Here is a 23,233-nt window from a genome sequence, read left to right on the forward strand (position 1 = left end):
TTTATGGTTGTTATACGTTGATACGTAACGCGCGCCGGTGACCGGCGGCGCGTTATCTGCGCATTCCGTCGCAGGCATCCCTGCCTTCCATCACGGCCTTAGCCGACGCGTTTCACCTCCCCGACCAGCAGGATGTAAGAGAGCGCGCTGATAAGCGCCACCACCGAGATGTACACCAGCGCCGGGCCGAAGCCGTAATCCTGCGCCAGATAACCAATCACCAGCGGCACCGTGATGCCGCCCAGCCCGCCGACAAAGTTAAACATGCCGCCGGTAAGCCCAATCAGGCGCATCGGGGCCAGCGACGAGACCAGCGACCAGGTGATCGACGCAAAGCCGTTACCGAAGAACGCGAGCGCCATCAGCACCACAATCCATGTCGGATCGTTGGTGTAGTTCGCGCCCATAATGCAGGTGGAAATCAGCAAGCCGCAGATAATCGGCGTTTTACGCGCCGCGCCCAGTGAAAACCCTTTTTTCACCAGCTTGTCCGCCAGCCAGCCGGAAAGCAGCACACCGAAGAACGCGGCGAGGAACGGCACGGTCGTCATAAAGCCCGCCTTCAGCGCCGTGATGCCTTTCTCCTGGGTGAGATAGTTCGGGAACCAGGTGAGGAAGAACCAGAGCGTGGAGGTGACCGCAAACTGGCCGAGATAAACCCCAATCAGTTTGCGATGAAACACCAGCTTCCAGTCGGCGCGGGAGAGCGGCTGGCGCTCGGCCTTTGCAACGGGCGCGTCGCCGTCCACCAGGCCGCCGTCGCGGATGTAATCCAGCTCCGCCTGGCTGATGCCTTTGGTGAGCCGCGGCGGCTGGTAAACCTTAAACCAGACGAGCGACCAGATAATCCCGATGCCGCCGGTGACGATAAACACCCAGTGCCAGCTTAAAAGCTCCTGGATCCAGATGAGCAGCGGCGTGAGAAACGCGAGCCCGACGAACTGGCCGGAGGTATAAAACCCGACCGCCGAGGCGCGCTCGTGCTCCGGAAACCAGCTGGTCACCATGCGGTTGTTGGTCGGGAACGCAGGGGCCTCAAACACGCCGGTGATGGCGCGCAGGCCGATGAGCGAGAGCAGCCCGGTGGCGAAGCCCTGAAACAGCGTCGCGACCGACCAGCCGAAAATGGCGATGAAGTAGGTCAGGCGCGAGCCCATGCGGTCGAGAAACCAGCCGCCGGGGATCTGGCAGAGCGTATAGAGCCAGGCGAAGGCGGAAAAGACGTAGCCCATTTCCGCTTTGCTGATGCCAAACTCCTCCTGAATATGCGCCGACGCCACAGCTAAATTGGCGCGGTCGACATAGCAAATCACCACGGTAATAAAGATCATCGCCAGCGTCAGATAACGACGACGCCCCGGTTTTGCAGCAGTTACAGAAATATCCATAACGTTCTGTCTCCAGAATTAAGGCATAGCGAGGCCGCTCACCATGCCCTGTAAAATACAGAGGGTGTGTTTTTTATATTCGGGTGTACTGCCCGGCGAGCCGGGCTTATTTTCATTTAATCAATACGCGAAATAATTTTCTTAAAAGCCGGAATTACCTTGTCCTGAATAATTCGCGTTGCATGAAAAACCGCTGTGCGCAACGCGCTAAATAATTCGCGTTGTGGGAAGGCGGCAAATTAACAAATCTCCGCGCTTACTGAAGTAAATGACCGCGGTGAGTAAACGCAGCCAACGCCGTTACAGCGCGAAACAGGACGGACATTACCATTCGGCGACGGAGCCGTCAGGGTGCCGCCACAACGGATTGCGCCAGTCCGCGCAACTCTGACTGCGCGCCACCACCTGCTCTTCGTCGATCTCCACGCCAAGCCCCGGCTTCATCAACGGCTGGAAGTAACCGCCTTCCATTTTGAAATCGTCTTTATTTTTAACAAAATCAAGCAGCTCAGCGCCCTGGTTATAATGGATGCCCATACTCTGCTCCTGGAACACCGCATTGCGCGAGATGAAATCGACATGCAGACAGGCCGCCAGCGCGATGGGCCCGAGCGGGCAATGCGGCGCAAGGCCGACGTCATACGCCTCCGCCATCGCGGCGATTTTCGCGCACTCGGTAATACCGCCCGCATGCGATAAATCGGGTTGCAGAATTGCCAGGCCGCCTGCTTCCAGCACGCGCTTAAATTCAAAGCGCGAGAACATCCGCTCGCCCGCCGCAATCGGAATATGCGTCTGCGCGGCGAGGCGCGGATAATATTCCGCCTGCTCGGCTAATACCGGCTCTTCAATAAATAACGGGCGATACGGCTCCAGCTCTTTAATTAATATTTTCGCCATCGGCGCGCTGACGCGACCATGGAAATCGAGACCAAATTCGATATCGCTGCCAAATTCTTCACGGATCTGCGCCACGGTATTGACCGCCGCGTCGACTTTACGCGAATCATCAATAATGCCTAACTCTTCGCAGCCGTTTAATTTAAAGGTATCAAAGCCTATCTGGCGCAGCGTTTTAATACCGGCGATAACTTCTGCCGGACGGTCGCCACCCACCCAGCTGTACGCTTTAATTTTATCGCGCACCAGGCCGCCCATTAACTGCCAGACCGGCGCGTTCAGCACTTTGCCTTTAATATCCCACAGCGCCTGGTCGATACCGGCGATGGCGCTCATCAGGATTGGGCCGCCGCGGTAAAACCCGCCGCGATACATCACCTGCCACAGGTCGTTGATGCGCGCCGGATCCTGACCAATCAAATATTCGCCCAGCTCATGGACCGCCGCCTCGACCGTCCGCGCCCGGCCCTCAATCACCGGTTCGCCCCAGCCCACCACGCCTTCGTCAGTTTCAATCTTCAGAAACATCCAGCGGGGCGGTAAACGGTATGTCGTTAGTTTGGTTATTTTCATTGCACTGCCTCCCGATACGCCTTAACAAATGCTTTTGCCTGCGCGGCCGTGCGCTCAACCGGCTGCCCGGCGCGATATAAATCGCTGCCAAGCCCGGCGCCGACGCAGCCCGCTTTCAGCCACACCGCCAGGTTTTCCGGCGTAACGCCGCCCACGGCGAACACCGGAATTTCCGGCGGCAGCACGGCTTTTAATGCTTTGATGTAATCGGGGCCGAAGGCAGCAGACGGGAAGATTTTCAGCGCCTGCGCGCCAGCCTCTATAGCGTTGAACGCCTCAGTCGCGGTAGCGCAGCCCGGGCAGACAGTCATGCCGTAGCTCACCGCGCGCCGGATCACCTCCGGCTGAATGTTGGGCGTGACGACAAGTTTGCTGCCCATCTCTGCCAGCTCATCCACCTGCTCCGGCTTTAATACCGTGCCTGCGCCAATCAGCGCGCGATCGCCAAACGCGTTGACCATCGCGGCGATACTGGTGCGCCAGTCCGGCGAATTGAGCGGGATTTCCACCGCCTCGAACCCGGCGTCGATAACCGCCGCGACGTGATCGTGCGCCTCGTCGGGCGTGATGCCGCGCAGGATGGCGATGAGCGGAAGTTTATTGTGCCACTGCATGAGCGAGACTCCTTATGCCTGTCTGAAATGCGCGGTCGCCTTCAAGCGCCTGCGCCGTATATCCCAGCAGCGACAGCGCGCGCTGGTAACGGCTGGCGAGCGACGGGCTGGCGACCAGCGTGAGAGGGGAATGACGGTCTGGCTGCCAGTGGCGAAGCTGGCTTGCCACTTCGTTGCCAATCAGCAACCCAGAAAGAAATTCAGCGACGTGTTCGCGCGCAAGGCTTCCCAGCACATGGGCGGCGCGAACTTCAAACAGGCGGGTCAGCGGCGCGTCGGTTTCCGCGCCCTGTTCAAGCCCGGCGTTAAAGGCATCGGCGCTCGGCTGCTGTTCCGGCAGGCCTGCGCCAATCAACGAATGGGTTAATAAAAGATGGTGCAGCTCGCCGGTCATCACCGTGCGGAAATCATCAACCTGCTGCGCGTCCGCCTGTACCCATTTGCAGTGCGTGCCGGGCATGATGTAGAGCGGCGCGGGGGCCAGCTCACAGGCACCGAGCAGCTGGGTTTCTTCGCCGCGCATGACGTTGCGGTTGTCGTCACGGCTTACGCACAGGCCAGGGATAATAAAAACGCGTTCCGCCACCGTCGTGAGCTGGCTGCCGATATCAGCAAAACGGGCCGGGCACGGCAGATACGGGGCGATTTTCCAGCCCGCGTTGCTGCCGACCATGCCCGCCATGACGACCGGCGTGGCGTCATCGCGCCAGCCTTCGGTTACCTGCGCTAACACCGCTTCGGGGGTTCTGCCGTTGAGGCGGGTGACGCCCGCCTCCGATTGCCTGCTTTCCAGGCACTGCTCGCCCTGGTAAAGCCAGGCGCGCAGATTGGTGGAACCCCAGTCGATAGCGATGTAGCGAGATGTCATGTGATTTCCTTAAGCCTTTTTGTCGAGCTGGCAATCATGGTTAATGCCGCCTGCTCCGCCGCCTCGCCGTCCTGATGCCGGATAGCATCAAACAGCGCTTTATGCTCCTGGAGCGTTTTCGGCATGTTGGCCTCATCACCCATCCAGGTACGCTCAAACACAGCCCGTTGCAGGGAACTTATCGCCACGCTGAGCTGTTGCAGCACCGGGTTATGCACCGCCTCCAGTACCGCTTCGTGATAACGAATGTCCGCCTCGTTAAAGGCGTCGCGATCCTGGTTGTTGGCAATCATGTCGTTCAGCGCCGCTTCAATACGCGCCAGATCGCTTGAGGTCGCGCGCTCTGCCGCCCAACGGGCGATAGCGGGCTCCACAAGGTTGCGCACTTCGCTCATCGAGGCAATCAGGCGCGGGTCATCGTCATGTTCCAGCACCCACTGGAGCACCTCGGTGTCGAGGTAGTTCCACTGGTTGCGGGGCGCGACAAACGCACCGCGATAGCGCTTCATCTCAATGAGCCGCTTCGCCATCAGCGAGCGATACACTTCGCGAATGATGTTGCGCGAGGTTTCAAACTCCTCGCACAGCTCCGCTTCTGCCGGCAGTGACGCGTTCGGTACATATTTCCCGCCAACGATCTGGCGGCCCAGCGTCACGATGATGCGGTCGGTTTTGGTCATGTTATGGGTTCCTTTCACGCGAGGTTTCTTCGCTTACTTTACCCTGACCGCCGATTTTCGCCGCATTTTTGAAGTACAACCGTGACGCGGGTGGCCGTGCCGATGGGTTCAATGTAGTACAATCCATTATGGTTGTACTACAATTTAGATCACAAAAACGACAAAAGAATATATCGGGCAAGATAACAGAAGGGGATTTATCAGATTGTTCGATGGGAATGTAAAAGACGTGATTTACGGGAAAGCGTTACGAAAAAGGTGTTAAAATTCAGCAAAATGCCCGTAGGTTTTTGATGGTTTCGCTCAGGATGGACAATTTATAATGGCGGCGGCGCTTGAGGCTTTTTGCCTCATGCTGTCGGCAGAAATGCCGTGATGGTGAGGCAGAAAGAAGAAAGCCCCGAAGGTCATTTATTCAATTAACCAACGAGGCCCCCTGATGCATCAACACCATCAGCGTAGCCTCTTACCCGCCGAAAGGCAAGGAGAAGAAGGCCATGAAACTGCTGCGAAGCACCCTGTTCTGGTGTGTATTAATGATATGTATAACGTTGTTAATGTTCACATTTCTGACGCGTCATTCGCTGTGCGAACTGAGGCTGAAGGACGGGCAAAGGGAATTTGCTGCGTTTCTGGCTTACGAATCCGGTAAGTAGCAACCTGTCGGGCGGGGGCAACCCCGCTCTTTCAGGTGAGGCGAGGCTGAAGGTGGTTTTGCAGCCGAAAGCGCCTTTCTGACGCGCCGCCAGTAACTGGCGGCGCGTCAACATTCCTTCTTAGCGCAGGGCGAATTTCTCAATCGCGTACGCGACGCCATCTTCCAGGTTCGAGCGGGTCACAAAATTGGCGGCCTCTTTCGCCGCATCAATGGCGTTCTCCATCGCCACGCCGACGCCCGCATATTCCAGCATCGCGATATCATTTTCCTGATCGCCAATCGCCATCACTTCTTCCGGCTGGATGTTTAAAACTTCCGCCAGCGATTTCACGCCGGTGCCTTTGGTAACGCGTTTATCGAGGATTTCCAGGAAGTAAGGCGCGCTTTTCAGCACGGTGTATTTCTCTTTCACGTCCTGCGGGATGCGCGTAATGGCTTTATCGAGGATTTCCGGCTCGTCGATCATCATGACCTTCAGAAAAGTCATGTTCGGGTCCATTTTTTCCGCCTCGCAGAATACCAACGGAATGGTGGCGACAAACGATTCATGCACGGTATAGCGGCTGATGTCGCGGTTTGCGGTATAGAGCGTGGTGCGATCGAGCGCGTGGAAGTGCGAGCCCACTTCACGCGAAAGCTGCTCCAGGTAGCGGTAGTCGTCATAACTGAGCGGGGTTTGCGCCACGGTGCTGCCGTCACTCGCCTTTTGCACCAGCGCGCCGTTATAGGTAATGCAGTAATCGCCGGGTTTATCCATGTGCAGCTCGCGCAGATAACTCTCCACGCCCGCAAAAGGTCGGCCGGTCGTCAGCACCACGTTGATGCCCTGTTCGCGGGCGGCGGCGATGGCGTTTTTCACGCCGGGTGAAATGGTGTGATCGGGCAGCAGTAATGTGCCATCCATGTCGATTGCGATAAGTTTAATAGCCATGAGTTCCCCTGCATAAAAGAGTCTTTTCGCATGCTAACGCGATTGTGCTCAAAACACAGTAGCAGCCGGGGCGAGAAAAGGGGATGGATCCGCAGGGAAAATGCCGGTTAATGCGCCCGTGGCGAAGGGAAGAACAGGGTGGCTGGTGTATGAAGGGCGAGTGGCGGGTGCGCTTCGCTTACCCGCCCTGCATTGGGTGGCGCTATAAATGATAAAGGCGGGTGAAGCTGCGCTTACCCGCCTTGTGTGCTGTTGTAGGGCGGGTAAGCGAAGCGCCACCCGCCATAACGACCATCAGATATCGATATTCGCCGCTTTCAGGGCGTTTTCTTCGATAAAGGCGCGACGCGGTTCAACGGCGTCGCCCATCAGCGTGGTAAAGAGCTGATCGGCCGCAATCGCGTCTTTTACCGTCACGCGCAGCATACGGCGGCTTTCCGGATCCATGGTGGTTTCCCACAACTGCTCCGGGTTCATCTCGCCAAGACCTTTATAACGCTGAATCGACAGGCCGCGACGGGACTCTTTCACCAGCCAGTCCAGCGCCTGCTCGAAGCTTGCCACCGGCTGACGGCGTTCACCGCGCTCGATAAACGCGTCTTCTTCAATCAGGCCGCGCAGCTTCTCGCCAAGCGTACACAGACGACGGTATTCACCACCGGTCACAAACTCGTGGTCGAGCACGTAATCGGTATCAACGCCGTGGGTACGCACGCGCACCACTGGCTCGAAACGACGCGTTTCCGCATTCTCACGGATATCGTATTTCCAGACGCTGCCGTGCTGCTCGTTGTCATTGAGTGTGGTGATAAGCGCAGAGACCCAACGGGTCACGTTCGCTTCATCGGCCAGCGTCTCTTCGGACAGCGTCGGCTGATAGATAAGCTCTTTCAGCAGCGCGCGCGGGTAACGACGCTCCATACGGTTGATCATCTTCTGCGCGCCGTTGTACTCAGAGACGAGTTTTTCCAGTGCTTCACCGGCAATGGCAGGCGCGCTGGCATTCGCATGCAGCGTCGCGCCGTCCAGCGCGATGGCGATCTGGTACTGATCCATCGCCTCGTCGTCTTTAATGTACTGTTCCTGCTTGCCTTTTTTCACTTTATAGAGCGGCGGCTGGGCGATATAGACATGGCCGCGCTCAATAATTTCCGGCATCTGACGGTAGAAGAAGGTCAACAGCAGCGTACGGATGTGCGAGCCATCGACGTCAGCATCGGTCATGATGATGATGCTGTGGTAGCGCAGTTTATCCGGGTTGTATTCGTCACGGCCGATACCGCAGCCAAGCGCGGTAATCAGCGTCGCGACTTCCTGGGAAGAGAGCATCTTGTCAAAGCGCGCCTTCTCCACGTTCAGGATTTTCCCTTTCAGCGGCAGGATCGCCTGGTTCTTACGGTTACGGCCCTGTTTTGCAGAACCGCCCGCGGAGTCCCCTTCCACCAGGTAGAGTTCGGAGTGCGCCGGGTCGCGCTCCTGGCAATCCGCCAGTTTGCCCGGCAGCCCTGCGAGATCGAGCGCGCCTTTACGACGGGTCATTTCACGCGCTTTACGTGCCGCTTCACGGGCGCGCGCGGCGTCGATAATTTTGCCGACCACGATTTTCGCGTCGTTCGGGTTCTCCAGCAGATATTCCGCCAGCAGCTCGTTCATCTGCTGCTCAACCGCCGATTTCACCTCGGAGGAGACCAGCTTGTCTTTGGTCTGGGAGGAGAATTTCGGGTCCGGCACTTTAACGGACACAACGGCAATCAGGCCTTCACGCGCGTCATCGCCGGTAGCGCTGACTTTCGCTTTCTTGCTGTAGCCTTCTTTATCCATATAGGCGTTCAGCGTACGGGTCATCGCCGCACGGAAGCCCGCCAGGTGCGTACCGCCGTCGCGCTGCGGAATATTGTTGGTGAAGCAGTAGATATTTTCCTGGAAGCCATCGTTCCACTGCAGCGCCACTTCCACGCCGATACCGTCTTTTTCGGTGGAGAAATAGAAGATATTCGGGTGAATCGGCGTTTTGTTCTTGTTCAGGTATTCAACGAACGCCTTGATGCCGCCTTCGTAATGGAAGTGGTCCTGCTTACCGTCGCGCTTATCCACGAGACGGATCGACACGCCGGAGTTCAGGAACGAGAGTTCGCGCAGGCGCTTCGCCAGAATATCGTATTCAAACTCAGTGACGTTGGTGAAGGTTTCGAGGCTTGGCCAGAAACGGACCTGAGTACCGGTCTGATCGGTGTCGCCGGTTACGGCCAGCGGCGCTTGCGGCACGCCGTGCACGTAAGTTTGCTGGTGGATTTTACCTTCACGGCGAATCACCAGCTCCAGTTTCTGGGACAGGGCGTTAACCACGGATACGCCTACGCCGTGCAGACCACCGGAGACTTTATAGGAGTTATCATCAAATTTACCGCCCGCGTGCAGCACGGTCATGATAACTTCCGCCGCCGAAACGCCTTCTTCCGGGTGGATACCGGTCGGAATGCCGCGCCCGTCATCCGATACCGAGACGGAGTTGTCGGCATGGATAGTCACGACGATATCTTTACAGTGACCCGCGAGCGCTTCGTCGATAGCGTTATCTACCACCTCGAATACCATGTGGTGCAGACCGGTGCCGTCATCCGTATCGCCGATATACATACCCGGGCGCTTACGCACCGCATCCAGTCCTTTCAGGACTTTGATACTGGAGGAGTCATAAGAATTCGACATCAACGTTTCTCGCTCATTTTAACTTGGGTTAATCCGTTATTTTACCCTGATCGACAGCGAACATCTTCGAATTTTTGTCCGTCATGTCGAGAATATGTTCAGCGCTGATCGCGCTGACAAAGACTTGCGACTGCGTAGCCTTCAGGCGCTGCGCCAGAAGCCCACGTCGGGCATCGTCGAGTTCAGAGGCAAAATCATCTATCAGATACAGGCAGCGCCGCCCGCTTTCGCGAGTCAGAAACTCGCCCTGGGCCAGACGCAGCGCGCACATCAGGAGCTTGAGCTGTCCGCGCGACAGCGTATCTTCCACCGGCGCGCCGTCGGCGCGAATGCGGAAATCGGCCTTGTGCGGGCCGTGCGCGGTGTAGGTCAGCATCCGGTCGCGCTCGAAGCCGCGCTCCAGCACATCGGCATAGTCGCTCTCTTTCTCCCAGCCGCGCTGGAAAGAAAACGTGAGCGAAAATTCCGGCAAAAATTGCGCGCAGGTATCGGCCATGTCGTTGGCGATCGCTTCGCTATAGCTGGCGCGCCACTGGCTTATCTGTTCGGCCAACGGAACCAGTTCACGGTCCCACGGGCGCAGTTGTTCATAGCGGGTCACCTGTCGCAGCGCGGCGTTGCGCTGTTTGAGCAGGCGCTTTAAGTTGCTCCAGGCCACAAAGAAGCCCGGTTCGTTATGGAAGCATCCCCAGTCGAGGAACGCTCTTCTGTATTTGGGGCCGCCGCCGAGTAAAGTAAACCCCTCGGGGGTAATTAATTGCATCGGCATCAGCTGCGCCAGTTCGGCGACCTTGTGACCGTCGCTGCCGTCGATGCGCACCGTACTGTCGCCGTTGCGATCTTTCGTCAGGCCGACCGAGACTTCGCGCTCGTCGCCCTGCAACCGCCCGTGGAGAATAAAAGCATCCTGTTCGTGGCGGATCACGCGACCGATTTGCAGACTGCGAAACGCGCGTCCGTGGCCCAGCGTGTAAATCGCTTCCAGCACGCTGGTTTTCCCGCTGCCGTTCGCGCCAACCAGAAAGTTAAAACCGGGAGAGAGCGCGAGATCCGCGTTTTCAATATTGCGGAAATCTTTGATAAGGAGACGCGTCAGAGACATAGAGTGACTTTTCCGCCTTTACAGCAAACCCAGGGCGTTATCGGCGCAGCCAGTTTCAACGCGGACAGCGCGCAGGCCCTGGAGCGTACACGGCGTACGTGACAGGGGCGAGCACTGCCCAGGTTGAAAATGGCAAGTAAGATAGCCCGATATTTTCTATAGACGCATGGGCATAACAACATAGGCCGCGGAACTGCTCGCCGCATCTTCTATCTGCACGCTCGATACTGAATCTGTCAGCAAAATACGAACATTCTCGCATTTGAGCGCGTTCAGTACGTCCAGCACATAACTGACGTTGAAGCCGATCTCCATCTCCGCGCCCGCGTAGGTGACGTCGAGGATCTCTTCCGCCTCTTCCTGCTCCGGGTTGTTGGCGGTGATTTTGAGCTGGTTTTCACTCACATACAGACGCACGCCGCGGAATTTCTCGTTGGAGAGAATGGCCGCGCGGGCAAACGCCTGCTTGAGAATATCGCAGCCCGCTTCCAGCGTTTTGTCCGGGTTCTTCGGCAGTACGCGACGGTAATCCGGGAAGCGGCCATCGACCAGCTTCGAGGTAAAGATAAAATCGCCGACGTGCGCGCGAATATTGTTGCTGCCGATCTGGATGCGCAGCGGGGCGTCGCCGCCATCAAGCATACGCATCAGCTCCAGCACCCCTTTACGCGGCACGATCACCGAATGGTTCGGCAACGGCTGGCCGACCGGCATCGCGCAGACCGCCAGACGGTGGCCGTCGGTCGCGACGGTTCGCAGGTCTTCGCCTTCGGTTTCAAACAGCATGCCGTTGAGATAATAACGGACATCCTGATGCGCCATGGAAAACTGCGTAGCTTCGATAAGACGCTTCATGGTCGCCTGAGGCAGCGTGAATTCCACTTCGCTCTGCCAGTCGTCCAGATTCGGGAAATCCGCTGCCGGCAGCGTGGAGAGCGAAAAACGGCTACGCCCGGAGCTCACGCGCATACGGTCGCCATCCAGCTGAACCGCGATTTCCGCGCCTTCCGGCAGGCCGCGGCAGATATCAAAGAATTTACGGGCAGGCACGGTGGTCGCGCCCGGCTCGTGCGGCTGCACCAACGCGACGCGCGCCACCATTTCCATTTCCAGATCGGTGCCGGTCAGCGACAGCGCGCCATCCGCGACCTGAAGCAACAGGTTGCCGAGGATAGGCAGCGTCGGACGACCGCCCAGCGGGCCGCTGACCTGCTGAAGCGGCTTTAATAAGTGTTCACGTTCAACGGTAAATTTCATAGCGTCACGAAGATAATGTTCTGATTAAATTGGAGAAATCTTCTTTGATATCGTGGCTTTCCTCACGCAGCTGCTCAATCTTGCGGCAGGCGTGCAGCACCGTAGTGTGGTCGCGGCCGCCAAACGCATCGCCGATCTCCGGCAGGCTGTGGTTGGTCAGCTCTTTGGCGAGCGCCATCGCCATCTGGCGCGGGCGTGCCACCGAGCGGGAACGCCGCTTGGAGAGCAAATCCGCCACCTTGATCTTGTAGTACTCGGCCACCGTCTTCTGAATATTGTCGATGGTGACGAGTTTTTCCTGGAGCGCCAGCAGATCGCGCAGCGCCTCGCGCACAAAATCGATAGTAATCGCGCGGCCGGTAAAGTTGGCGTTGGCGATCACGCGGTTCAGCGCGCCCTCAAGCTCACGCACGTTGGATCGCAGACGCTTGGCAATAAAGAAGGCCACTTCGCCCGGCAGACGGATATCGTTCTCATCCGCCTTTTTCATCAGGATCGCTACGCGAGTTTCCAGCTCCGGCGGCTCAATGGCTACCGTAAGACCCCAGCCGAAGCGCGATTTCAGACGATCCTCAACCCCGTTGATCTCTTTTGGATAGCGATCCGAGGTCAGAATGATCTGCTGATTGCCTTCCAGCAGCGCGTTAAAGGTGTGGAAAAACTCTTCCTGGGATCGCTCTTTATTGGCGAAGAACTGAATATCATCAATAAGCAGCGCATCCACCGAACGGTAGTAGCGTTTAAACTCTTCGATAGCGTTGTTTTGCAGCGCCTTTACCATGTCCTGGACGAAACGCTCAGAGTGCATGTAGACCACTTTGGCGTTGGGCTTGCGGGCCATAATGCCATTGCCCACCGCGTGCAACAGGTGCGTTTTACCCAGACCCGTGCCGCCATAAAGGAAAAGCGGGTTATACGCGCCGCCGGGGTTATCCGCCACCTGACGCGCCGCCGCGCGGGCCAGTTGGTTAGATTTACCCTCAACGAAGTTATCAAAGGTGTGTTTGACGTTGACGTTCGAACGGTATGACGGCTCCGCGGGAGCGGGCACGTTGTCCCACGCCGGACGCACGGGTGCCGCCGCAGGCGCGGCCTGCGCAGGTTTTACCGCCTGGCTTGCCGGTGCGGTTGTCGCAGTCGCCAGGGGTTTCGTGCCGACTTCAAAGCGCAGCAGCGGCGCGTCAGAGCCGCAGAAATCATTCAGTAATCCGTTAATATTATTGAGGTATTTGTCCCTTACCCAATCGAGCACAAACCGGTTTGGCGCATACAAAGCCAGCGTGTTATCGCTCAGTTCCGCCTGTAGGGGGCGTATCCACATACTGAATTCAGTGGCTGGTAACTCATCCTGCAATCGGGCAAGACACTGCTGCCAAAGCGAAAGTGACACGGCGGACTCCACTCGAACAAAAGTCGATAAAAGACGAAGACTGAAACATTCATGATTGTTGACACACGCCGATAAGCCCCGAGTCGGGAGGCGTGCGAACCGCTATTTGCGGTTTTTACCCGAGGCTGAGATCAGGGATCCCGATCGGGACCGCGGATCATAGCCTAAAGCGAGCCAGAGATCTCCTGTTTCTCACAGATTCTTCCCGATTTATCCACAGGCCTGCGTCAGGACGCTTAAGTGTAATCGATCCTTTGGCGGCTGCGGTGCGTTTTACCCGGCATATCGGAAAAATTAATGACGATCCGGAAAACCGCGCGTTATCGATCTAAGGAAGATCCCTGACGATCCTTGCGCTTTGGCGGCGAGCCCGTATAATTCCCCACCCGGTGCGTAAAGCGCGGTTTATCGCCTGAATTTTGCGTGTTTTTTATCCTCAAACCGAGGGGAAAAGCGCGGGAAATAAGGAAAGTGAATTGACTCCGGAGTGTACAATTATTACAATCCGGCCTCTTTAATCGTCGATTACTTTGGCGTAAGTCGTCCGGCAGGCCGTTCGCGCATACGCAAAGTCAGTGAATTTATTCAAGTTTAGGTAGAAATCGCCATGAAACGCACTTTTCAACCGTCTGTACTGAAGCGCAACCGTTCTCACGGCTTCCGTGCTCGTATGGCTACTAAAAATGGTCGTCAGGTTCTGGCACGTCGTCGTGCTAAAGGCCGCGCTCGTCTGACCGTTTCCAAGTAATAGCTAACCCTTTAGTGGTTAAGCTCGCATTTCCCAGGGAGTTACGTTTGTTAACTCCCGCTCATTTCACCTTCGTCTTCCAGCAGCCACAACGGGCTGGCACGCCGCAAATCACCATCCTCGGCCGCCTTAATTCGCTGGGGCATCCCCGCATCGGTCTTACCGTCGCCAAGAAAAACGTTAAACGCGCGCATGAACGCAATCGGATTAAACGTCTGACGCGTGAAAGCTTTCGTTTACGTCAGCATGAACTCCCTCCGATGGATTTCGTGGTGGTGGCGAAGCGCGGGATTGCCGACCTCGATAACCGGGAGCTTTCGGAAGCTTTGGAAAAATTATGGCGTCGTCATTGTCGCCTGGTTCGCGGCTCCTGATAGCCCTAATCCGGGTCTATCAACGCTTCATTAGTCCGCTTCTCGGGCCGCATTGCCGTTTTCACCCCACCTGTTCGCAGTACGGAATTGAGGCATTGCGCAGGTTTGGGGTGTTAAAAGGCAGTTGGTTGACAGTGAAACGCGTATTAAAATGCCACCCTTTGAACCCGGGTGGCGACGACCCCGTCCCGCCAGGACCTTTTGATACCAGAGAACACTAACGATGGATTCGCAACGCAATCTTCTTGTCATCGCTTTGTTGTTCGTGTCTTTCATGATCTGGCAAACCTGGGAGCAAGATAAAGCTCCAAAACCTCAGGTTCAGCAGACCACGCAGACTACGACCACCGCAGCGGGTAGCGCCGCAAGCCAGGGCGTACCGGCCAGTGGCCAGGGGAAACTCATTACCGTTAAGACCGATGTCCTCTCTCTTACCATCAATACCCGTGGTGGCGACATCGAGCAGGCGCTTCTGCTGGCATACCCGAAAGAGCTGGGCTCCAGCGAACCTTTCCAGCTGCTGGAAACGACGCCAAACTTCGTTTATCAGGCTCAGAGCGGCCTGACCGGTCGTAACGGCCCGGACAACCCGAATAACAACAAGGGTCGCCCGCTGTATAACACCGAGCGTGACACCTATGTTCTGGCTGACGGCCAGGATGAGCTGGTGATCCCGATGACCTTCACTGACGAGGCAGGTAACGCCTTCACCAAAACGTTCGCCCTGAAACGCGGCCAGTACGCGGTCTATGTGGGTTACGACGTGAAGAACGCCGGTACGCAGCCGCTTGAAATCTCTTCATTCGGTCAGCTGAAGCAAACTATCGACCTGCCGAGCCACCGCGACACCGGCAGCAGCAACTTTGCTCTGCATACTTTCCGCGGCGCGGCTTACTCCACGCCGGACGAGAAGTACGAGAAATATAAGTTCGATACCATCGCTGACGACGAGAACCTGAACGTAAACGCCAAAGGCGGCTGGGTAGCGATGCTCCAGCAGTACTTCGCGACCGCGTGGGTTCCGGCAAGCAATGTGACCAGCAACTTCTATACCGCCGATCTGGGGCATGGCGTTGCGGCTATCGGTTACAAATCTGAGCCGGTTCAGGTTCAGCCAGGCCAGACCGCCAAACTTGCCAGCACCCTGTGGGTGGGTCCGGAAATTCAGGACAAAATGGCGCAGGTCGCGCCGCATCTTGACCTGACCGTTGACTACGGCTGGTTGTGGTTCATCTCTCAGCCGCTGTTCAAGCTGCTGAAATGGATCCACAGCTTCCTTGGCAACTGGGGCTTCTCGATTATCGCCATCACCTTTATCGTTCGTGGCGTGATGTACCCGCTGACCAAAGCGCAGTACACCTCCATGGCGAAAATGCGCCTGCTGCAGCCGAAGATTCAGGCGATGCGCGAGCGTCTGGGCGACGATAAGCAACGCATGAGCCAGGAGATGATGGCGCTGTACAAAGCGGAGAAAGTAAACCCGCTGGGCGGCTGCTTCCCGCTGCTCATCCAGATGCCAATCTTCCTTGCGCTGTACTACATGCTGATGGGCTCGGTGGAACTGCGTCACGCGCCGTTCGCGCTGTGGATCCACGACCTTTCCGCGCAGGACCCGTACTACATTCTGCCGATCCTGATGGGCGCGACCATGTTCTTCATCCAGAAGATGTCGCCGACCACCGTGACCGACCCGATGCAGCAGAAGATCATGACCTTTATGCCGGTCATCTTTACGGTCTTCTTCCTGTGGTTCCCGTCCGGTCTGGTGCTGTACTATATCGTCAGCAACCTGGTGACCATCCTTCAGCAGCAGCTGATCTACCGCGGTCTGGAAAAACGCGGTCTGCACAGCCGCGAGAAGAAGAAGAAAGCCTGATTCGTCAGGGCAACGCTAAAATGGAAGGCGGTCTGATGACCGCCTTTTTCTTTACGTGGGGCAGAGAAAACGCCCCGCCAGACAGAGTGACAGAAAGACCATGAGCCATAACGACACTATTGTCGCCCAGGCGACGCCTCCCGGACGCGGCGGCGTGGGCATTCTTCGCGTCTCCGGCCAACAGGCGCGGGACGTGGCGCAGGCCGTGCTCGGCAAGCTGCCGAAAGCGCGCTATGCCGATTATCTGCCATTTAAAGACGCGGACGGTACCGCGCTCGATCAGGGCATCGCGCTGTGGTTCCCTGGCCCGAACTCCTTTACCGGTGAAGATGTGCTGGAGCTGCAGGGTCACGGCGGCCCGGTGATTCTGGATCTGCTGTTAAAGCGCATCCTCACCCTGTCCGGCGTGCGTATCGCACGGCCCGGCGAATTCTCCGAGCGGGCGTTTCTCAACGACAAGCTCGATCTCGCCCAGGCGGAAGCCATCGCCGATCTGATTGACGCCAGCTCTGAACAGGCGGCGCGCTCGGCGCTGAACTCGCTACAGGGCGCATTCTCCGCGCGCGTGAACCATCTGGTCGAAGCGCTGACGCACCTGCGCATTTTTGTCGAAGCGGCTATCGATTTCCCCGATGAAGAGATCGACTTTCTCTCCGACGGCAAAATCGAGGCGCAGCTTAACGAGGTCATCGGCGATCTCGACGCGGTACGCGCCGAAGCGCGTCAGGGCAGCCTGCTGCGCGAAGGGATGAAAGTGGTGATTGCAGGTCGTCCGAACGCGGGCAAATCGAGCCTGCTGAACGCGCTGGCGGGCCGCGAGGCGGCGATTGTGACGGATATTGCGGGCACCACCCGCGACGTGCTGCGCGAACATATTCATATCGACGGTATGCCGCTGCACATCATCGATACCGCCGGTCTGCGCGAGGCGAGCGACGAAGTGGAGCGCATCGGCATTGAGCGCGCCTGGCAGGAAATCGAACAGGCCGACCGCGTACTGTTTATGGTTGACGGTACGACGACCGACGCCACCGACCCGGCGCAAATCTGGCCCGATTTTATCGCCCGTCTGCCCGCGAAACTGCCGATCACCGTGGTGCGTAATAAAGCGGACGTCACCGGCGAACAGCCCGGCATAAGCGAAGTGAATGGTCACTCACTTATCCGCCTTTCGGCGCGCACGAATGAGGGCGTGGACGTGCTGCGCAATCATCTGAAGCAAAGCATGGGGTTTGATACCAGCATGGAAGGCGGCTTCCTGGCCCGCCGTCGTCATCTCCAGGCACTGGAAGACGCGGCGAATCACTTGCAGCAGGGCAAAGCGCAGTTGCTTGGCGCATGGGCTGGCGAACTGCTGGCCGAAGAGCTGCGTCTGGCGCAGCAGGCGCTAAGCGAGATAACCGGCGAATTTACCTCCGACGACCTGCTCGGCCGTATTTTCTCCAGCTTCTGTATTGGTAAGTAACGCCCGCTTCGCCTGAGCAAGTAAGCATCCACTAACCCACCTTAATACTTGATAAGGTGGGTTTTTATTTATAAAGAGCAGTAATACAGCATGGCATCCTAAAAGGTGAATCAACCTTCGTTTATCACTTTAGAAGCCGCCACCGCTATCTTTTCGCACAGCGCGGTATGTCCTGATGGGCATTGCGTTTTAGCGGTATCGCTCACCTTTTGCAGATCGTCTGAGCCGAGCGTGGAGTCGATATGACTCAGCACCCAACGTTCAAAAGGTGCGCTACGTTTTCCCAGTGCATCTAAAGCCGGTAATTCGCTCCAGCGATCAACCAAAAGACGAATTATCGCTTCAGAATAGCCTTCACCAATACTTCCCTCATCACATGGCAAGTAATTCCTGTAACTCTCATAAACCTCTGCCCATGTTTTAAGGTTATCTACTGCGTTTTCTGCCGCTTCTGCTTTCTCTTTAGAACATTCACGGCTCTGCGCTAAGGGGCAAACAAAGATTGCCAGCAGGAAAAACAGGGCTGCTTTTTTCATATGATGTGCACCCTCACTGCACGGTAAAACTCCTTTCCTGAATAACGAAACTTACAACCAACCGGCTTTGCAAAATGTAACTTATTTTCCCGCCAGTAACGTTAATTATTGGCAGGAATATCAACCTGATTGCGCTTCATAAAATGAATATCCGGACGCCGCGATAACCGGGTTTTCAACCACCGATGTTATTAACCAGCAGCATGGTTCAGGCAAAAAAAGAACGGCATTGTCAGCCGTTCTCCGTGAATTTTTCCGTGGCGCTTCTTCTCACCGCAGCACCACGCTTTTTATATCAGCAGCCGCAGCTGATCGGCGTACCGTCGCGGCCCTGATGGCCTTCGGTGGCGTAACCATCGCGTTTCCACCAGTCCAGCCCGCCGATAAGCTCTTTTACCTGAAAACCCAGCGTCAGCAGTTTCATCGCGGTTTTGGTCGAGCCGTTACAGCCGATGCCATCGCAATAGCAGATATAGACTTTAGATTTATCCAGCTCCGCGGTGTTGTTAAAACACAGCGCTTTATGCGGCAGGTTAATCGCGCCTGGAATATGCTCGCGCTGGTACGCCTCTTCACTACGGCCATCCACGACGACAATATTTTCCCCGGCATTAAGCGCGAGATAGAGATCCCATGAATCGGCTTCAAAGGAGAGTTTTTTTTGGTAATACGCCAGTTGCTCAAGGTTTGACATAAATTCCTCGTGTCGTCAGATGGGTAATGGTGAAGCGCCAGTCAGCGCACTGGGCGATGTCATATCGTCTCCGGTACGGGCTGATAAGCGATAAAGCCCTGGCGCGTCACCTGCCAGAGTCGAAAATGGCCTGGGCGGCTCTCGCGCCGCGCATCGAAACGCAGCGGCCCCAGTACCGTTCGGGCGGGGATATGCGGAAACGCCGCCGCCGTCTGGATAGCCGCCAGCGTTTCCCACAGGTACGCGCCTGGCTCACCGCCCCAGCGTCGCTGCCAGGTCTGGCGTACCAAATGGGCTATCTCACCAACAGGGTGCGGACTAATGCCCGCAATCAGGATCTCGTGCTGATTAGGATCGATACCGTGCGCCAGCAAATCCGGCACCAGCGCGGGTGAGCCCGCGTCGCCTGTCAGAATCAACCGCCCGGGCAGTTCAATATGCGCCCAGCGAATGGCATAGCGAACCGACGCGGCGTAGCGGCCTGTAAATATCCGTGTCGGACCATAGGGCGTAATCGGCAGCGCTGCCGCCAGTTGTTCTGATACGCTGATGCCATGCAGCGAGCCGTCATGTTCAGGTGTAGCGACCTGCCACTGCGCCTGACTGACCTGTTCTTTCAGCCATGCGACATAGTCGGCGTCGTTATCGCAGAGCCGCCATGTCGTTTCGTTGCGCGTCAGATGGCTGGCAGTCGCGGCGGGCAGAAACAGCGGCACGCCGTGTCTGGCGTATTCGGGCGCGGCGGCCGCCGCCGCGGAAGAGACATAATGCCCGACGACAGCGTCCGCCCCCCAGGCCGCTATCTCCCGCGCAGCGCGCAGCGCGCCCTCCCGACTGCCGCCGTCGTCAAACAGTCTGATCTGCGCCTCTTTTACCAGCTGTCCATGTCTGGCGAGCACTACGGCACGTAAAAAAGTATGCGCATGCACAGAAAATTTCGGATCAAGGCAGGCCACGCAGGCAATACGTTTCATTAATAGCGTCGATCCTTTGTCCGTGCGCCGAAGCGGTGAATTACCCAAAAAGAAAATGGCTGGCGAGCACCTGACAGATAACACCCACCACCACACTGACAATTAAATTCTTCGTAAACCAGGCAGTGAATACGACGGGCAACGCCGCCAGGACGCTGGCGTTATATAAACTGAACCCCGCGTTTTGCGGAAAACACAGCGCCGGGATCGTAATGCTGGAAATCACCGCGGCCGGAATGTACTCAATCACCGCGTTAATAAAGCGCGGCGTGCGCTCCGGGCTTAAATGCAGCGGGATTAGACGAATCGCAAACGTCACCGCCATCATTGAGAAGATGACAATCAGGAGGAAGATTTCTTGAGACATACGCCGACTCCGCAACCGACCGCCGTCGCCACAAAGACGTTCAACGGTGAAATATGGATAAAGTTCATACCGATCGTGGTCGCAACAGAGACCAGCGCGACGATGCGCTTACCGGTGGTATTACAGAGCGCGACCAGCACGAACAGCATCATGGCCGTGAGCGCGTAGTCGAGTTTGAAGCTGATGAATTTCGCCAGATACTCAGACGCCACCGCCCCCGCAAAGCCGCCCACCACCCACGACACATGGCAAAAGGCATTGAAGCTCAGCAGATAACTCGCCGTCGTCGCGATACGGCTCTCCAGGCGCTGGCTGTGCATTGCGAAGGATTCATCGGTAAGCCCGAAGGCGTAGAGCGATTTTTTCAGCCCGGCCATGCCAATAGGGCCGAGTTTCTTCGACATATACATCGACATCAAAATATGTCGGGAATTGATAAGCAGTGTCGAGAGCACAATGGGCAGCAGTGACGCGCCCGAAGTGAGCAGCGTCAGCGCGGCGAATTGCGCCGTTCCCGCATAGACAAACAGGCACATCGCCGCCGGGAACCAGACCGGCAGACCGGCGTTGATGCACATGACGCCGAAGACAAACGCGACGACGAAATACCCCGCCATAATCGGCGAGGCATTCAACAGGCTTTCTTTAAGATCGCTACGCTCGGCGTAATTCAGGTTTTTTAAAGATCCAGTTCGCACGTCGTTTCTCCTGTGGTCGGTTGAAAACCCTGGGAACGCCAGAATTTGAACGCGACCTGGTTTTTATCTTCAATAAACAAAAAGACACGTTTAATACCGCTCAGATAAAAATCATTCAGAATGGTTTTTGTCAGTACCGTACCTATTTTGTTATTCCTGAAAATAGGCGAAATCGCGATGTGATTTAGCGTGGCGCGTGTGCCGAGCATACCGCCAATAATAGCGCCCACCAGGACGCCATTCTGGTCTTTCGCTAAATAACAGCGGGCATTTTCTGCCGCGACAATTTTGCGAATATGTTCTTCATCCTGCCATTCACAAAAAGCCACCTCTTTAAAGAATTTTAAAAAGCTGACAATATCGCAGGCATCGTTAATAGTCGCTTTAGAAATGACTAACCCATCCGGTGCCGTGTTTTTTTCAACGTCCGAAGAAACAAGCTGGAGTTTATTTGATGATATCATATTCCGTCCCCGGTCTTGAAAACGAAACGGCGATTATCTGACGAAAGCCCATCGCGTCTTCTGTCGGGTTAAACGCGCTGGTCACGTAATGCAGCATTTCGCGATCGAGGAAAAAGGTGGTGTCGAGAATATTGCGATAGGTACCGGAATCCACCAGCGTGCCGTCTTTCTTAAAGACCTGGCTCATGGCGCCTTCAACGTTATGACGGCCCCAGAAGTGAACGCCGCTGAACGGATAGCCGTCGCAGTGGATGCCTTCTGGCGTGATTTCCAGTTCACAGCCAGGTTTAATTTCAATGCGGATTTGATGAATCTGGCACTGCCAGACTTCATTATGCAATTCCGGCGGCAGCACTTCTTTATAGACGTTGAAATCCAGCTCCACCAGCGCACGTAATACCGGTGAATGTAATACCTCAGTGGTAATATCATCAAAGTGACGTTCAATACCACCAACATATTTATTATTCTCGACCGATTGTTCATACGCGCGATGGCCGAGCGGCGTTAGCGTTTTAGTAACCGGGTTGTAATCAAAATCGCTGTAACGGCGATAACGCGTTCCGCGATCGGCCTGACCATAGAATTTATCAATGCCCATCGTTTCCCAGCTTTGCGTGAATTTAACGAAGTCGCTAAATCCACCCGTCAGTGAGAAATCTAAACCCAGAACATTTACCGCTTTATTTTTTCTCAGGTCATCGCCGATGTTTTTATTGAGCTGTAACATATATTCTATATTCATCCAGGGTTGGTAGGGAGGTTTTGTGTTAAACTACCAGTTAATTAAGTTATTTATATTCAATTCTTTTTCAGTCACCTTAATAATCATTTTAAGCAAGCCGTTTTGAGGTCTTTCTGACCGAAAAAACCGGCTTTGTTGAATAAATCGAACTTTTGCTGAGTTGAAGGATCAGATCACGCATCTTCCCGACAACGCAGACCGTTCCGTGGCAAAGCAAAAGTTCAAAATCACCAACTGGCCCACCTACAATAAAGCCCTCATCAACCGTGGCTCCATAACTTTCTGGCTGGATGATGAAGCTATTCAGGCCTGGTATGAGTCGGCAACGCCTTCATCACGGGGAAGACCTCAGCGCTATTCTGATCTCGCCATCACCACCGTTCTGGTCATTAAACGCGTGTTCAGGTTGACCCTGCGGGCTGCACAGGGTTTTATTGATTCCATTTTTACACTGATGAATGTTCCGTTGCGCTGCCCGGATTACACCAGTGTCAGCAAGCGCGCAAAGTCGGTTAATGTCAGTTTCAAAACGCCCACCCGGGGTGAAATCGCGCATCTGGTGATTGATTCCACCGGGCTGAAGGTCTTTGGTGAAGGCGAATGGAAAGTCAAAAAACATGGCCAGGAACGCCGCCGTATCTGGCGAAAGTTGCATCTGGCAGTTGACAGCAACACACATGAAATCATCTGTGCAGACCTGTCGCTGAACAATGTGACGGACTCAGAAGCCTTCCCGGGTCTTATCCGGCAGACTCACAGAAAAATCAGGGCAGCATCGGCAGACGGCGCTTACGACACCCGGCTCTGTCACGATGAACTGCGGCGTAAGAAAATCAGCGCGCTTATCCCGCCCCGAAAAGGCGCGGGTTACTGGCCCGGTGAATATGCAGACCGTAACCGTGCTGTTGCGAATCAGCGGCTGACCGGGAGTAATGCGCGGTGGAAATGGACAACAGATTATAACCGTCGCTCGATAGCGGAAACGGCGATGTACCGGGTAAAACAGCTGTTCGGAGGTTCACTGACACTGCGTGACTACGATGGTCAGGTTGCAGAGGCTATGGCCCTGGTACGAGCGCTGAACAAAATGACGAAAGCAGGTATGCCTGAAAGCGTGCGTATTGCCTGAAAACACAACCCGCTACGGGGGAGACTTACCCGAAATCTGATTTATTCAACAAAGCCGAAAAAACCAGCAAAACCGGAGTTTTCGGTCAGCGTA

The 23,233-nt window shown here is 56.0% G+C and carries 24 protein-coding genes and 1 pseudogene; 8 read left to right on the top strand and 17 right to left on the bottom strand.

Features of this window, described 5'->3' with window-relative positions; genetic code table 11:
* Positions 1–98: 98 nt before the first annotated feature.
* The 5 genes from CSK29544_RS04470 to dgoR form a co-directional block, all read right to left on the bottom strand.
* Positions 99–1,388 carry an MFS transporter gene (locus CSK29544_RS04470; RefSeq protein WP_029039571.1) on the bottom strand — a complete coding sequence of 430 codons (1,290 nt, stop codon included), beginning with the start codon at positions 1,386–1,388 and terminating at the stop codon, positions 99–101.
* A gap of 324 nt (positions 1,389–1,712) precedes the next feature.
* On the bottom strand, positions 1,713–2,861 hold the full coding sequence (dgoD, locus tag CSK29544_RS04475) for a galactonate dehydratase (protein ID WP_007891107.1): 1,149 nt from the start codon (positions 2,859–2,861) through the stop codon (positions 1,713–1,715).
* The gene (locus CSK29544_RS04480; RefSeq protein ID WP_007891104.1) at positions 2,858–3,475 is read right to left on the bottom strand and encodes a 2-dehydro-3-deoxy-6-phosphogalactonate aldolase; all 618 of its coding nucleotides are present in this window, start codon (positions 3,473–3,475) and stop codon (positions 2,858–2,860) included. Before CSK29544_RS04480 ends, dgoD begins: the two co-directional genes overlap by 4 nt.
* Entirely contained in the window at positions 3,459–4,343 is an 885-nt protein-coding gene (locus tag CSK29544_RS04485) for a 2-dehydro-3-deoxygalactonokinase (protein WP_007891101.1), read from the bottom strand. Before CSK29544_RS04485 ends, CSK29544_RS04480 begins: the two co-directional genes overlap by 17 nt.
* A complete protein-coding gene (dgoR, locus tag CSK29544_RS04490) occupies positions 4,340–5,023 on the bottom strand; it encodes a D-galactonate utilization transcriptional regulator DgoR (RefSeq protein WP_007891099.1) in 684 nt (227 codons plus the stop codon). Before dgoR ends, CSK29544_RS04485 begins: the two co-directional genes overlap by 4 nt.
* A 439-nt stretch (positions 5,024–5,462) precedes the next feature.
* Here dgoR and CSK29544_RS24815 point away from each other — a divergent pair.
* Together CSK29544_RS24815 and CSK29544_RS04495 are read left to right on the top strand one after the other, a co-directional pair.
* Positions 5,463–5,612, top strand: a pseudogene (locus tag CSK29544_RS24815) (DUF5431 family protein); the annotation flags it as partial.
* Positions 5,560–5,679: a type I toxin-antitoxin system Hok family toxin gene (locus CSK29544_RS04495; protein WP_108695446.1), complete on the top strand. Its 120-nt coding sequence runs from the start codon at positions 5,560–5,562 to the stop codon at positions 5,677–5,679. The pseudogene CSK29544_RS24815 and the gene CSK29544_RS04495, both read left to right, overlap by 53 nt.
* Positions 5,680–5,799: 120 nt before the next feature.
* Here the strand turns inward: CSK29544_RS04495 and yidA are convergent, their stop codons facing one another.
* The 5 genes from yidA to dnaA all read right to left on the bottom strand — a co-directional run bounded on the left by yidA (position 5,800) and on the right by dnaA (position 13,070).
* Entirely contained in the window at positions 5,800–6,612 is an 813-nt protein-coding gene (yidA, locus tag CSK29544_RS04500) for a sugar-phosphatase (RefSeq protein ID WP_004385997.1), read from the bottom strand.
* Between the two features lie 294 nt (positions 6,613–6,906).
* Positions 6,907–9,321, bottom strand: coding sequence for a DNA topoisomerase (ATP-hydrolyzing) subunit B (gene gyrB / locus CSK29544_RS04505; RefSeq protein WP_004385998.1), 2,415 nt, complete (start codon positions 9,319–9,321; stop codon positions 6,907–6,909).
* 28 nt (positions 9,322–9,349) lie between these two features.
* Complete coding sequence (recF, locus tag CSK29544_RS04510; protein ID WP_004385999.1) at positions 9,350–10,423, bottom strand: DNA replication/repair protein RecF; 1,074 nt, start codon at positions 10,421–10,423, stop codon at positions 9,350–9,352.
* Positions 10,424–10,579: 156 nt separating this feature from the next.
* On the bottom strand, positions 10,580–11,680 hold the full coding sequence (gene dnaN, locus CSK29544_RS04515) for a DNA polymerase III subunit beta (RefSeq protein WP_004386000.1): 1,101 nt from the start codon (positions 11,678–11,680) through the stop codon (positions 10,580–10,582).
* Positions 11,681–11,684: 4 nt separating this feature from the next.
* Positions 11,685–13,070 carry a chromosomal replication initiator protein DnaA gene (gene dnaA, locus CSK29544_RS04520; RefSeq protein WP_029039570.1) on the bottom strand — a complete coding sequence of 462 codons (1,386 nt, stop codon included), beginning with the start codon at positions 13,068–13,070 and terminating at the stop codon, positions 11,685–11,687.
* 607 nt (positions 13,071–13,677) lie between these two features.
* Between dnaA and rpmH the strand changes: the two genes are divergently transcribed.
* From rpmH to mnmE, 5 genes are all read left to right on the top strand, one after another.
* Positions 13,678–13,818: a 50S ribosomal protein L34 gene (gene rpmH, locus CSK29544_RS22450; RefSeq protein ID WP_000831330.1), complete on the top strand. Its 141-nt coding sequence runs from the start codon at positions 13,678–13,680 to the stop codon at positions 13,816–13,818.
* Between the two features lie 14 nt (positions 13,819–13,832).
* A complete protein-coding gene (gene rnpA / locus CSK29544_RS04525; RefSeq protein WP_004386002.1) occupies positions 13,833–14,192 on the top strand; it encodes a ribonuclease P protein component in 360 nt (119 codons plus the stop codon).
* Positions 14,156–14,413: a membrane protein insertion efficiency factor YidD gene (gene yidD / locus CSK29544_RS22455; RefSeq protein ID WP_004386003.1), complete on the top strand. Its 258-nt coding sequence runs from the start codon at positions 14,156–14,158 to the stop codon at positions 14,411–14,413. The genes rnpA and yidD overlap by 37 nt, the downstream gene beginning before the upstream one ends.
* Before the next feature lie 2 nt (positions 14,414–14,415).
* Positions 14,416–16,068 (top strand): membrane protein insertase YidC, encoded by a 1,653-nt coding sequence (yidC, locus tag CSK29544_RS04530; protein WP_012126180.1) that lies wholly within the window; start codon positions 14,416–14,418, stop codon positions 16,066–16,068.
* A gap of 100 nt (positions 16,069–16,168) precedes the next feature.
* Entirely contained in the window at positions 16,169–17,533 is a 1,365-nt protein-coding gene (gene mnmE / locus CSK29544_RS04535; RefSeq protein ID WP_007891084.1) for a tRNA uridine-5-carboxymethylaminomethyl(34) synthesis GTPase MnmE, read from the top strand.
* A 110-nt stretch (positions 17,534–17,643) separates the two neighbouring features.
* Here mnmE and CSK29544_RS04540 read toward each other — a convergent pair whose 3' ends face one another.
* The 7 genes from CSK29544_RS04540 to CSK29544_RS04570 all read right to left on the bottom strand — a co-directional run bounded on the left by CSK29544_RS04540 (position 17,644) and on the right by CSK29544_RS04570 (position 21,996).
* Positions 17,644–18,069 carry a hypothetical protein gene (locus CSK29544_RS04540; RefSeq protein WP_007891080.1) on the bottom strand — a complete coding sequence of 142 codons (426 nt, stop codon included), beginning with the start codon at positions 18,067–18,069 and terminating at the stop codon, positions 17,644–17,646.
* A 295-nt stretch (positions 18,070–18,364) separates the two neighbouring features.
* Entirely contained in the window at positions 18,365–18,763 is a 399-nt protein-coding gene (locus CSK29544_RS04545) for a rhodanese-like domain-containing protein (protein ID WP_007872265.1), read from the bottom strand.
* Positions 18,764–18,822: 59 nt separating this feature from the next.
* Positions 18,823–19,737: a type 1 periplasmic-binding domain-containing protein gene (locus tag CSK29544_RS04550; protein WP_029039569.1), complete on the bottom strand. Its 915-nt coding sequence runs from the start codon at positions 19,735–19,737 to the stop codon at positions 18,823–18,825.
* Positions 19,738–19,777: 40 nt separating this feature from the next.
* Positions 19,778–20,104, bottom strand: a complete 327-nt coding sequence (locus CSK29544_RS04555; protein WP_007891076.1) for an AzlD domain-containing protein — start codon at positions 20,102–20,104, stop codon at positions 19,778–19,780.
* The gene (locus tag CSK29544_RS04560) at positions 20,080–20,802 is read right to left on the bottom strand and encodes an AzlC family ABC transporter permease (RefSeq protein ID WP_007891074.1); all 723 of its coding nucleotides are present in this window, start codon (positions 20,800–20,802) and stop codon (positions 20,080–20,082) included. The genes CSK29544_RS04555 and CSK29544_RS04560 overlap by 25 nt, the downstream gene beginning before the upstream one ends.
* The gene (locus CSK29544_RS04565) at positions 20,784–21,266 is read right to left on the bottom strand and encodes a GNAT family N-acetyltransferase (protein WP_004388034.1); all 483 of its coding nucleotides are present in this window, start codon (positions 21,264–21,266) and stop codon (positions 20,784–20,786) included. The genes CSK29544_RS04560 and CSK29544_RS04565 overlap by 19 nt, the downstream gene beginning before the upstream one ends.
* Positions 21,250–21,996: a 2OG-Fe dioxygenase family protein gene (locus tag CSK29544_RS04570; protein WP_007891071.1), complete on the bottom strand. Its 747-nt coding sequence runs from the start codon at positions 21,994–21,996 to the stop codon at positions 21,250–21,252. The genes CSK29544_RS04565 and CSK29544_RS04570 overlap by 17 nt, the downstream gene beginning before the upstream one ends.
* A gap of 175 nt (positions 21,997–22,171) precedes the next feature.
* Between CSK29544_RS04570 and CSK29544_RS04575 the strand changes: the two genes are divergently transcribed.
* Positions 22,172–23,140, top strand: coding sequence for an IS5-like element IS903B family transposase (locus CSK29544_RS04575; protein WP_022649395.1), 969 nt, complete (start codon positions 22,172–22,174; stop codon positions 23,138–23,140).
* The last annotated feature ends 93 nt before the right edge of the window (positions 23,141–23,233 follow it).

Origin of the sequence: Cronobacter sakazakii (assembly GCF_000982825.1) — a bacterium.
Taxonomy (GTDB): domain Bacteria; phylum Pseudomonadota; class Gammaproteobacteria; order Enterobacterales; family Enterobacteriaceae; genus Cronobacter; species Cronobacter sakazakii.